Source organism: Bartonella jaculi (assembly GCF_039543045.1).
In the GTDB taxonomy this organism is placed as follows: domain Bacteria; phylum Pseudomonadota; class Alphaproteobacteria; order Rhizobiales; family Rhizobiaceae; genus Bartonella; species Bartonella jaculi.
This window is the reverse complement of the sequence record NZ_BAABIZ010000015.1, coordinates 22,731-34,333: the sequence shown is the minus strand read 5'-3', so window position 1 is coordinate 34,333 and position 11,603 is coordinate 22,731. Positions and strand designations below refer to the sequence as shown.

General features: G+C 39.2%; 11 protein-coding genes and 1 tRNA gene. 6 read left to right on the top strand and 6 right to left on the bottom strand.

The genetic code is table 11. The features are described from left to right. Positions 1 to 320 precede the first annotated feature (320 nt). Positions 321 to 397: transfer RNA gene (locus tag ABD915_RS06465), tRNA-Met, on the bottom strand. Between the two features lie 166 nt (positions 398 to 563). Between ABD915_RS06465 and ABD915_RS06460 the strand changes: the two genes are divergently transcribed. After that, on the top strand, positions 564 to 1,520 hold the full coding sequence (locus tag ABD915_RS06460; RefSeq protein ID WP_345116717.1) for a Gfo/Idh/MocA family protein: 957 nt from the start codon (positions 564 to 566) through the stop codon (positions 1,518 to 1,520). A 49-nt stretch (positions 1,521 to 1,569) separates the two neighbouring features. Then, on the top strand, positions 1,570 to 2,688 hold the full coding sequence (locus tag ABD915_RS06455; protein WP_345116707.1) for a DegT/DnrJ/EryC1/StrS family aminotransferase: 1,119 nt from the start codon (positions 1,570 to 1,572) through the stop codon (positions 2,686 to 2,688). Positions 2,689 to 2,940: 252 nt separating this feature from the next. Here the strand turns inward: ABD915_RS06455 and ABD915_RS06450 are convergent, their stop codons facing one another. Next, entirely contained in the window at positions 2,941 to 3,603 is a 663-nt protein-coding gene (locus tag ABD915_RS06450; protein ID WP_345116705.1) for a hypothetical protein, read from the bottom strand. Between the two features lie 26 nt (positions 3,604 to 3,629). Then, the gene (locus ABD915_RS06445) at positions 3,630 to 4,226 is read right to left on the bottom strand and encodes a DUF1134 domain-containing protein (RefSeq protein WP_345116702.1); all 597 of its coding nucleotides are present in this window, start codon (positions 4,224 to 4,226) and stop codon (positions 3,630 to 3,632) included. Between the two features lie 214 nt (positions 4,227 to 4,440). Here ABD915_RS06445 and chpT point away from each other — a divergent pair, with 214 nt between their 5' ends. Then, positions 4,441 to 5,079 carry a histidine phosphotransferase ChpT gene (gene chpT / locus ABD915_RS06440; RefSeq protein ID WP_345116700.1) on the top strand — a complete coding sequence of 213 codons (639 nt, stop codon included), beginning with the start codon at positions 4,441 to 4,443 and terminating at the stop codon, positions 5,077 to 5,079. Positions 5,080 to 5,273: 194 nt separating this feature from the next. Here the strand turns inward: chpT and ctrA are convergent, their stop codons facing one another. Beyond that, positions 5,274 to 5,975: a response regulator transcription factor CtrA gene (gene ctrA / locus ABD915_RS06435; protein ID WP_345116698.1), complete on the bottom strand. Its 702-nt coding sequence runs from the start codon at positions 5,973 to 5,975 to the stop codon at positions 5,274 to 5,276. 569 nt (positions 5,976 to 6,544) lie between these two features. On the opposite strand from ctrA, the gene ABD915_RS06430 reads away from it, so the two are divergent. Beyond that, positions 6,545 to 6,931 (top strand): flagellar export protein FliJ, encoded by a 387-nt coding sequence (locus ABD915_RS06430; RefSeq protein ID WP_345116696.1) that lies wholly within the window; start codon positions 6,545 to 6,547, stop codon positions 6,929 to 6,931. 152 nt (positions 6,932 to 7,083) lie between these two features. On the opposite strand, the gene sciP is transcribed toward ABD915_RS06430, so the two are convergent. Next, complete coding sequence (sciP, locus tag ABD915_RS06425) at positions 7,084 to 7,359, bottom strand: CtrA inhibitor SciP (protein ID WP_006924069.1); 276 nt, start codon at positions 7,357 to 7,359, stop codon at positions 7,084 to 7,086. Between the two features lie 368 nt (positions 7,360 to 7,727). On the opposite strand from sciP, the gene mnmA reads away from it, so the two are divergent. Continuing rightward, positions 7,728 to 8,963 (top strand): tRNA 2-thiouridine(34) synthase MnmA, encoded by a 1,236-nt coding sequence (gene mnmA / locus ABD915_RS06420; RefSeq protein WP_345116691.1) that lies wholly within the window; start codon positions 7,728 to 7,730, stop codon positions 8,961 to 8,963. Between the two features lie 47 nt (positions 8,964 to 9,010). Here the strand turns inward: mnmA and ABD915_RS06415 are convergent, their stop codons facing one another. Further along, positions 9,011 to 9,826 carry a TrmH family RNA methyltransferase gene (locus ABD915_RS06415; protein ID WP_345116689.1) on the bottom strand — a complete coding sequence of 272 codons (816 nt, stop codon included), beginning with the start codon at positions 9,824 to 9,826 and terminating at the stop codon, positions 9,011 to 9,013. Positions 9,827 to 10,632: 806 nt separating this feature from the next. Here ABD915_RS06415 and ABD915_RS06410 point away from each other — a divergent pair. Continuing rightward, the gene (locus ABD915_RS06410) at positions 10,633 to 11,541 is read left to right on the top strand and encodes a cation diffusion facilitator family transporter (protein ID WP_345116715.1); all 909 of its coding nucleotides are present in this window, start codon (positions 10,633 to 10,635) and stop codon (positions 11,539 to 11,541) included. Positions 11,542 to 11,603: the final 62 nt, after the last annotated feature.

Sequence of the window (11,603 nt, the reverse complement as noted above, 5' to 3'; positions counted from 1 at the left end):
CGAATCTTAAAACAACCTTTGAAAGGTCTTTGAAGACCCTTTGAGAACCCCTTAAAAACTCTTTAAAACAAAATAAATTGGTACAAAACCTAGTGGCAAAATATACAAAACCTGCTGGCAAGCTACAACGAATCTTAAAACAACCTTTGAAAGGTCTTTGAAGACCCTTTGAGAACCCCTTAAAAACTCTTTAAAACAAAATAAATTGGTACAAAACCTAGTGGCAAAATATACAAAACCTGCTGGCAAGCTACAGCTGATAAGCTACAGACAGACTACAACAGCTACAGCGGAACTCTCTCAATATATTATGAAAAAAATGGTAGCGGAGGAGGGATTTGAACCCCCGACACAAGGATTATGATTCCTCTGCTCTAACCTACTGAGCTACTCCGCCAAAATAGAAAATTACTGCAGATTATTTCATCTTTTCCGGATATAAGGGGTATAATAGTAAGATGTCAAGCATCGTTTTTAAGCTTTTCTCTTGTCATTCTATTTTATCCCCGATATGGAAATATACGGAATTATATTTTTTATATGGAGCAGTGGAAGGCATAAAAATGTTGCCACGTATAGCGGTTTTAGGATGCGGTCATTGGGGTGGGAATCATATACGAACACTCCAAGGACTTGGAGCTTTAGCAGCAGTTTCTGATATGGATGTTGAGCGTGCTGCAGGTTTTGCAAATATGTACGGCGTTGATATTGTTGCGCCTGATGATCTTTTTACGCATAAAGATATTGATGCACTCGTCTTAGCGCTGCCTCCACAGTTTCATACAGAAAATGTTCTGCGTGCTCTTAAAAATGGCAAAGATGTTTTGGTTGAAAAACCAATTGCTTTGAATATAGCAGATGCTGAACGTCAAGTTCAGGTTGCTAGCGAATATGGGCGGGTTTTTATGGTGGGCCATATTTTGCGATTTCATCCTGTTTTTGAAAAAATATGTGAATTGGTGGCAAAGGGAGAATTGGGTGAGGTGCGTTATATTTATTCTCACCGATTAGGCTTTGGAAAGTTTCATACACAAAGCGATGCTTTATGGGACCTTGCTCCTCATGATCTCTCAATGATTTTAGCGTTGGCAGAATGTGAACCCTCGGAAATTCGAGGTGAGGGGGCCGCTGTAATTGATCAGTGTTCTGATTTTGCTCATATCCATATGACTTTTCCAAATGGTGTACGTAGTCACCTTTTTGCTTCACGTCTTAGCCCCTATCGTGAAAGGCGTTTAACGGTTGTTGGGACAAAGGCTATGCTTGTTTTTGATGATATGGAACCGTGGAGTCGCAAATTGGCATTTCACCGTTTTGCTGTTTGGAAAGAAAATAAAAAGTGGGCTTTTAATGCCGATAAGCTGGATTACATTGAAATTTGTGAAGATTTGCCGCTTACTTGTGAATTGCAGCATTTTCTTCATTGTATTAAAACGCGTCAATCGCCTCGGACCAATGGCGATGAGGCTATTGCTGTTTTACGGATTTTAACTGCTGCTAGTGTCAATTATCGGAGATAAAAGAGATAAGTAGCGCTTTTGCATTCTTGTGATGATCAATGGAGTTAATATGCAATTCATCGACTTGGGGGCGCAGCGCGCGCGCATTGAAGACAAAATTAATGCTGCAATTGCACAGGTGGTAGCCAGTGGCAAGTATATTTTGGGGCCAAAAGTAACAGAATTTGAAGAGCGATTGGCAGATTATCTTGGTGTTAAGCATGTGGTTGCGTGTGCTAATGGAACTGATGCCTTGAAGATGCCTCTTATGACTAAAAATATTGGTCCAGGTGATGCGGTTTTTTGTCCTAGCTTTACGTTTTCCGCAACTGCTGAAGTGGTCGCTTTGGTAGGAGCAGAACCTGTTTTTGTCGATGTTCTGCCTGATACATTCAATATTGACGTTGATAAATTGTGTGAGGCAATTGAGATGATTAAAAAAGAGGGACGCCTCAAACCAAAGGCGGTCATTCCTGTTGATTTGTTTGGGCTTTCTGCTGATTATGCTCAAATTACTAAAGTGGCGGTAAAGGAAAATCTTTTTGTTATTGAAGATGCTGCTCAATCCATAGGTGGTAGAAACGGTAATATTATGTGTGGTGCTTTTGGTGATGTTGCCGCAACAAGTTTTTATCCTGCAAAACCATTGGGGTGTTATGGCGATGGAGGCGCTATGATGACGAATGATGACGATTTGGCAGCACTTTTGCGTTCTATTCTGTTTCATGGTAAAGGTAAAACGCAATATGACAATGTGCGTATCGGTATGAATTCACGCTTAGATGCAATTCAAGCTGCAATTTTGCTAGAAAAACTTGTTATCTTTGAAGATGAGATGGAAAAGCGTGTGGCGATTGCTCAATATTATTCCAATAGTTTAAGAGATGTTGTCACGGTTCCAGAAGTGGAAGAAGGAGGGCGTTGTGCCTATGCGCAATATACTATTAAGGTGGAAAATCGCGATAGATTAAAGGATTATTTACAGGAAAATTCTATCCCTACAATGGTTTATTACGAAAAGCCTTTGCATCAACAACCAGCTTATAAACACTTTCCTTATGTAAAAGGCTCTCTTGCTGTTTCCGAGTCTTTAGGAGAGTGTGTTCTAAGTTTACCTATGCATCCTTATTTAACGCAAAGTGATCAGGATATGATTATTCAGCGAATAAGAGACTTTTATCACTCTTGAGAAAGTATCTTGTCCTAAGCTATTATTTTAAACGGGTGGGTTTTATTTTGCCTCTATCCTGGAAGGTGTTTTGGAGAGTTATGACATCAAGATAAAATCAGAATTATAAGAGGTTAGATATAGGCAAGGGTGTAATGTATGTCTTCTTTTCACAATACACAATAGATATTGTGTTCCGGAACATACAGTCGACATTATGTTCATTAAATGTTCATTAACCAAATATTCTCACTCGATTGTTTTGAAGACAATTTATGTAAGGGGTGTTTTTTGAGTGTCGGTTATTTTTTTGCGAATACGAGATGCTAAGTCGTTTTTACTTTTAGAATTTTGGATCAATGTGTTGATGGGGGAAGCATCACCTTCTTGTAGGGCTATTTGGGCAGCTAATGTCGCCGCTAATTCTTTTGTTTCTTCTCGTAGTTCATTTAAGAGTTGCTGGCTAGCAGCAGTGTCAAGCTCATCGGTTTGAATTTTTTGTAAACGTTGCTGATAGTGGGCGATTTTTTCACGCATAGTTTTAATTTCCATTGTGAAAGTGTTTGTTGTAAGCGCGCTTTGTTCGTTCTTTATCTCGCTCGTTTCTTTTTCATGAGGGAAAGGAGAAGTACATTGTGTGGAGAGACGCAATCGATAAAGTTGTTCTATGACTTGGCTAAGTTGTATTTTCTGTTGGGCATATTTTTTTTGCAAAGAGTCATATTGTTGTTCGTTGCGCACTAATTCGACAGCGTGCTTAGCACAGAGAAAATCATAGTTGGCTTGTATTTCTGTGAGTGATGACGGAATTTGTGTAGAAACAAATTTATGTGCAAAGTGAAGGGCTCTGCGCCAAATAAGGGGGGCGAAAAGTATTAATAACCAAGAAGTAAAGGCTACTCCAAGAATAAAAAAAAGAAATGACTGGATAAGCATAAATCCCCTCTGCAATGAGAATCCGTTTAAAATGGATTCCATGTTGGTCTGCGTGTTAATTTTAAATATCCTATATTGATGCCAAGGCGTGCACCAATTCCCGTACGTACTGGAATTAACAAGACATTGTGGCGTTTAAGGACATGAAAACCAACACCTGCTATTAAATAGGCCGAACCTGAAATACCACCATAGCGTCCCCATAAATTATTTATATTATTGAAATCATAAACTAAGATCATTAAACGAGAGCCTTGGCCCCCAAAATCCCATCCCACAGAGGGGCCTTGCCAAAAAACTTTATGCTGACCATAAGTTTTGGTAAAAAGTTGTCCTTCGCCATAAGTTAATCCAGCAAAAAAGGCGCCAGAAGCTTCTTCGCCTAAAATATAGGCATTTGGATAACCGTACCGAGAAAAGATCTTTTCTATTGCTACTGCTATACCGCTGGCAGTTTTCCCAAAAAAAGTGTGACCAGAATCGATAATTTCTTGCAACGAATAATAGGGTTCAGCTGGTCTTATCGGTCGAGATTGAGCATGTGCGGCGTTTATGGTTATGAATAAAAGGAATATAAAAGGTAAGATATTTTTATACCAGCGTGTTAGAAGCAAGAGAGCCATAGAAAATTTCCCTTTTATTAGTTACAAACAAAAAGATAATATTAGCATTTTTATTCGATTCAAATAAAAAATTAAGACGTAAGGGTATTTAACTTCTTGAATTTTTTTCTGAAAAAAAATGAGCATGATTGTTAAAGTTCCATATGTGCATTGGATGTTAAGAGTTTCACTGTAAAATGAAGCTTGTTTTTAACACTAGGAGTTCTCAATAATTATGACGTTAGCTATTTCTTTGAAGTCTACCGATCTTGCAGCTTTACTTTGTAGCCGTATCTGCCATGATTTGATTTCACCTGTTGGTGCTATTCAAAATGCAATGGAGCTCTACGATGAGGGAGGTGCTGATGAAGATGCTTTGCAATTAGTACGTTGGTCTGTTGCGAGTGCTTCTGCTCGTCTACAATTTGCGCGATTGGCTTTTGGTTTTTCAGGGGCAGGTGGGAGCCAAATAGATACGCGTTCTGCTGAACAGGTTGCTCAACAATATATGAAGGAAGAAAAAGCAGTTTTAAAATGGCAAGCTCCAGCACTGCTTTTACCAAAAAATGAAGTTAAACTTTTGCTGAATTTGTTATTGATTGCAAATGCAACGGTTTCGCGTGGGGGTGAAATAGTTGTGATGATTTTGCAAGATGAAAATAAACGTTCTTTTCGATTTGAGATTTGTGGTAAAAATTTACGTATTCCCTCCCATTTTATTGAGTTGTATAACGGGAAAATTCAAGAAGAACTTATTGATGCTCACATCATTCAGTTTTACTATACAGTGTTACTTTCTGAGATGACCTCCATGAAAATAAACATCGACAAAACAGATAATCATATCATTTTGGAAAGCGTGAAGAATCTTTGAATAAGATGAAATTGAATAAGGTGTGTTGGGAAAAGATGGCTTAGGTTACATCCGTGAACGGTGGGTTTTGATCTCTTAAGCGTAAAAATTCCCTCTACACAAGAAGATCTTGTGCCCGCGAACCTTTAATTTATAACAAAGAGAAAATCTCGGCCCGCTACACTCCGAGATTTTACAATGTGCATTTTCATTGCTTAAGCGGTTTTACGTACGTTTTCCTCAACTGGATCACGTAACACATAACCACGCCCCCAAACTGTATCAATGTAGTTTACGTTGGAAGATACTGCTTCCAATTTTTTCCGCAGTTTACAGATAAAGACATCGATAATTTTAAGTTCCGGTTCATCCATTCCACCGTAGAGATGATTGAGAAACATTTCCTTAGTGAGTGTGGTGCCTTTGCGTAGAGAGAGAAGTTCTAGCATCTGATATTCTTTACCAGTTAAATGGACGGGACGCCCAGCAACTTCTACTGTTTTCGCGTCAAGGTTCACGGTGAGATCGCCAGTAACAATAATAGATTGTGCATGACCTTTGGAACGGCGGATAACCGCATGAATACGTGCAATTAGCTCATCCTTGTGAAATGGCTTTGTCATATAATCATCCGCACCAAAGCCAAAACCACGTACTTTATCTTCGATAGCACTCATACCGGAAAGAATGAGGACAGGGGTTTTGATTTTTGCTAATCTGAGCGTCCGCAAGACATCGTAGCCTGACATATCAGGGAGATTGAGATCAAGCAAAATGATATCGTAATCATAGAGCTTACCCAGATCGACACCTTCTTCACCTAGATCAGTGATATAGACATTAAAGTTTGCTGACTTTAGCATTAACTCAATGCTTTGAGTGGTTGCTTTATCATCTTCAATTAATAATACGCGCATTTTAGATCCCTCACTTTGCTCCTCCAGAATCAAGCGGAGCACTCTTTTTACAGCAGTTGTAAAACCACCGTTGATAAAAATTCATAAAATCAAACACTTATAAGAAAGTGTTTATGAACACTTCAGTAGTACGCGTAACAATCACTACTGAATTCCCCTGAGTTCCCCACTATCTATGATAGTGGTTAACAAAATATTTTTTTTTTTGAAAGAGGTTGACAAAATTATTTTAGAAAAATCGACGATTTTTAAACTTGATAAAAAAATGAGGTGTTTTTTACGAACTTTAACTTTAAAAAAAACTTATAATAGATTCTTTTAAATTACTTTTTTACAATTTTAGTTTTTATTTACCGAGCTTTAAATCTCTTCATTCTATAGTGGAGGCGAAAAGTAAAGAAATGGTTATTGCTCTTTAAAGTAGGTGGTGTTTGCACATGCTTTAAGGGTGGAAAAATTATAGTTTCAAGTTAAAAAATGGACTGTTTTTCATCAAAGAGAGTGTAACTGAAAAGATATTAGGGGAGCGAATGTGAATTTTAAGTTGGCTCAATCAAGGAGTAGTGAGTATGAAGCCACGGGAAAGTTTGGTACGATTGAAGATGTTTCAAGTACGTGGGAAGCGTCGTGAAATTGCACAGCTTGAGATGATGATCGCAGAATTTGAGCGAATGGTGTTAGAGCTGGAAGCACAAATTATTCATGAAGAACGGAAATCTGGAAACAGTGATGTTCATCATTTTGCTTATTCTGCTTTTGCTCGTGCGGCGCGGCAAAGACGCGATAATCTTATAAATTCGATTCGTGATTTGCAACGTCAGAAAACAAATGCTGAAATTGTTCTTCATGAAGTCAATACAGAGTTGCAACGTGCACAGCTTTTGGAGGCGCGCGAAAATGGGGCAGTCTTAGGTGATAATCCTATCGTGATTCAAGCTAAATCGATGATTGGCTAAATCGATGCCCAGCTAAATCGATAACTGGATAGTGAAAGCTGTAGTTTGAAGAGATATTCTTTGAGATCTTGGGGGCTGAAAATAAAAAAACAGCCAAACTTTTATCAAGTTTGGCTGTTTTAAAGTATATTCTAAAGCAGGATGAATAGTAATTAATGTCTGTAGTTTTGGATTCTGGTCGTCCGTAATCCAGCTAAGCCATGTTCATCGATCAAACTTTGCCATGAAAGAAATTCTTCTACGGTCAAAGTATAGCGTTGACACGCTTCATCAAGACTTAACAATCCACCTCTGACAGCCGCAACAACTTCAGCTTTGCGACGGATCACCCAGCGCCTTGTTGTTTTCGGCGGTAGGTCGGCGATTGTGAGTGGACTTCCATCTGGCCCAATAACATATTTCATTTGTGTTTTTATCAAATTCGTCATTATATCATCTACTTTTAGTGAGGGACTTGATGCGGTTATAAGGCATGAAATTTAAAAAAGAGCTAAACACGTTGAAAGAAAAAATTAATAAAATAAGCCAATGCGCGAAAAATAGGGTACAAACTGAAGCCCGTAGAATAGCCTTTTGCGATGTTTTTGCCGGATTTTAAAAGGAAGCAGAAAAGGGGTTTCATTGTGCCTTATTTTCATCACTGTTTTTTTGTTTTGGCACCTTTGAAGAAAATGATACTGTTGGTTGTGGAAAGAATAAAAAAACAATATAAAAGAACTATGAATAGCATAAAAAGCAATGGCTGGTGTGCATAGAACATTAATGAATGGCTGCACATTAAATAGAGAATAAATACATGTTTTTGAACAGTCTTGATTTGCCAGGAAAACCTGAGAATTCCCGCATTGTTGTAGCAATGTCGGGTGGGGTTGATTCATCGGTTGTTGCAGGTCTTCTGAAAAGGGAAGGGTATGATGTCGTTGGGATTACGTTGCAGCTTTATGATCATGGCGCTGCAACGCATAGAGTAGGGGCATGTTGCGCTGGACAAGATATTGAAGATGCACGTCGCGTAGCAGAGACATTGGGGATACCTTATTATGTTCTTGATTATGAAAAGCGATTTCGCGAAGCCGTGATTGATCCTTTTGCAGAAAGCTATGCACACGGAGAGACACCTGTACCGTGTGTGGCGTGCAATCAGACTGTCAAGTTTGCTGATTTATTAGCAACTGCGCGCGAATTAGACGCAGATGCTTTGGCAACCGGCCATTATATTCGCTCGCGCCCTCATGGTGTAGTGGGGAATCGGGCACTCTTTCGTCCTCGTGATTGTGAACGGGATCAGAGTTATTTTCTTTTTGCAACAACACAGGAACAGATTAATTATTTGCGTTTCCCACTTGGTGATCTTCCGAAAGCACGTGTTCGTGAAATAGCAGCAGAAATGGGCTTTGCTGTTGCAAATAAGCATGATAGTCAAGATATTTGCTTTGTTCCACAGGGAAAATATTCTGATGTTATCACGAAATTGCGTCCAGAAGCAGTAAACCCTGGAGTTATTGTGCATATCGATGGACGAATTTTGGGCAAACATTCTGGAATTGTTAATTATACTGTTGGTCAGCGCCGTGGTATTGGTGTTGCAACCGGTGAAGCGCTTTATGTGGTTTATCTCGATGTGGAGAATGCGCGTGTGATTGTTGGTCCGCGTGAGATGTTGGAAACACATAAACTCTTTTTGCGTGATGTCAATTGGCTTGGTGATGAGCGGTTGGATAATTTCCCAGATGAGGGCGTTGAGGTCGCTGTCAAAGTTCGTTCAACTCGTCCTCCTCATCTTGCTCGCTTGTATTATCGAGAGGGTAATTTTTCTGTTGACTTGTTGGAACGTGAAAATGCTGTGGCGCCAGGGCAGGCTTGTGTTTTTTATGATGGAAATGGTGAGGAAGCACGTGTTCTTGGGGGGGGATTTGTGACCCATTCAGAACGTGCAGCTGGTGCTGAAGTGATGTTGAAACGGGTTTTGTGCAATCTGGAAACAGAAGCACCTGTTTCTTCTGAAATTAAAACAACTGCTTCTTATAAATAAAATGTGTTTCTTCAGGTGATACGTTGTTATCGCTTTAATGATCGCTTTTATTTGAGTTTATCAGAATCAGCAAAGTGTGCTAATGCGAGACCTGATGCCGTGGCAACATTAAGGCTATCAAAGCCGTAAGCCATAGGAATACGCAAAGTTTTTGATTTTTGCAAAACATGGGCTGGTAAGCCCTCGCCTTCTGTCCCTAAAATAAGCGCTGTCCTTTTTGCTATTTTTGCTTGTGAGAGAGTGTATGAGGCAGAGGGGGAAAGCGCGTAAGCATGAAAATCTGCATCGTTTAGTGCTGTAATAATGTCATTAATATCAGCGCCTTGCGTATAGGGTACTTTTAGTGTTGCACCTGCAGAAACTCTGATTGATTTGCGGTAAAGTGGATCGCATGAGGTTTTATCGACGATAATGCCATTACTGGCAAAGGCGGCTGCATTGCGAAAAATGGCTCCCATATTATCGTGATTGGAAATACCGCATAAAACCAGAATCAGAGCTTTTTCTGGAAGATCTTGTAAAAAATTTTGTAATGATGGTAGCTTTGTACGTTCACCAATACCAAGTATACCACGATGAACATGGAAGCCTGTAATATCATCCATGATTGTTTGTGGAACGCAATAAATGGGACACATTGGCTGTGTCGTTTCTAAAAGGGGCATAAGTCTAGGAAGGTGTTTTATCACCATAAGTAGTGAGAGAGCAGAAAAATTTTTCGAATGCAGCAATGCTGACAATATTATTTTGCCTTCAGCAATAAATTGATGTTGCCGTCCAACGAGATCTTTTTCACGAATGTTGTGATAGGCTCTCAAACGTGGATCATCAGTTTGGTCGATTGTTGTGATATTCAAATGCATATGGGGCTTTTAATGCTCTTTTTGCTCAATTGCCAGATATTGAATGTTGGCTTTATTTTTGAATAGTGAAAAAAATTCATTATTTTAAAACCTATGGTGGAATTTGTGTTGACAAAATGCAACCGCAGGTATAATGTAGGGGTACCGAATGCGGCACAATGCATTTTGTTTTCGTATCGGGTACAGGGTTTTAGGTCCCCGCTATTTCCTAAGCTCTGTATACCCTTAATTCCTAAGGGAAAAGAATCTGGGTCCCCAATGCCCAGATTCTTTGTGGGGGTGTTCTTCTTTTTCGTTCCTAAGAATAGAATAGTTTTTAAGGTTTCTTTGGCGCCCATAATGTTTTTGATAAGCGTTATGATATAAGGTTGCAGCGGAATACTGAGGCACTTTTTTGCTGTGGGCAATCATACTGATATGTTGGTTGGTTTGATGTCCATAAAAAGTTGATAAATCGTATATAAGTTTAATGCATTTGAGAAAAAAACAACAGACTATTTCAATTATGAGGCAGTAAAATCCATTGTTCGTCTCTTCAAAAAGCTCTTGATAATCAAAATGATGCATTTAATTTCTGTTGGAGAGTTTCTTGTTTCTTTTTTTAAGTAATATTTGTGTTACTCTGTTTCGTTATATTATATCGTATAACAGAGTGGTTTCTGGAAATGACAATGGTAGCTTGTGAGAGGTGTTTATTGTTGTGAATCTTTTGTAAGATTAAGGAAATATTGGCGACATGGCAAAAATATCATTTATATGGTGGAAAGTGTCATTCTTTATTTCGTGAAGAAGAAGAGGGTATGGTTGTGGATGTAAGAATCAATATACAAAGCTTAACCCTATACTCTATTTTCGTTGCTTGTATCGTCTTTGCTTTGAAATATTGGGCATATCATATTACTGGTTCGGTTGCACTTTATTCTGATGCATTGGAATCAATCGTAAATATACTTGCGGCATTGGCAGCATGGTGGGCTGTGAAAGTGAGTATGAAGCCGGCGGATCAGGATCATCCTTTCGGACATCATAAGGTGGAATATTTTTCTGCTCTTCTCGAAGGGGCACTGATCATTATTGCGGCAATAATGATTTTAAGAGAAGCATGGATAGCTCTTTCAACCATTGGGGCATTGCAAAAACCTGGAATATGGCTTGTTATTTATTTTATAGCAAATGTCATCAATTACGTGTGGGGTTGGATTCTTATTCGGCAGGGAAAGCTTCACCGCTCACCAGCTCTTAAAGCTGATGCTGCCCATTTCATTACAGATGTTTTTACTTCACTTGGTATTTTAGTTGGTCTGATTGCTGGTTTTGTCGGTGAATGGGCTATTTTAGATCCAATTTTGGCAATCATTGTCGCGGTTAATATTCTTTTACAAGGGTGGAAGGTGATTAATAATGCCGTTCAGGGATTAATGGATGTTGGAGTTGAATTGGATGAAACCATGCGGATTCGCGAGCTTATTTCCGCAAATGCACATGGGGCGCTTGAGGTGCATGATTTGCGTACGCGTGTTGCTGGCAGAGCTACTTTTATAGAGTTTCATTTGGTTGTGCCGGCTGTAATGCCGGTAGGAGAAGCACATCAGATTTGCGATAAAATTGAAGGCGTTCTTGAAGAAGAGTTTGATAATGTGCGTATTTCCATTCATGTAGAGCCTGAAGAAGAGGCTAAATTGCCTCCTGGTACAACGGTAATCCCCTTTATATAACGGGTTCTTTTTCATCTTGTCATCGTTTAAAGGGGCATGAACAAAAAGGGCTTTTTGTTTTT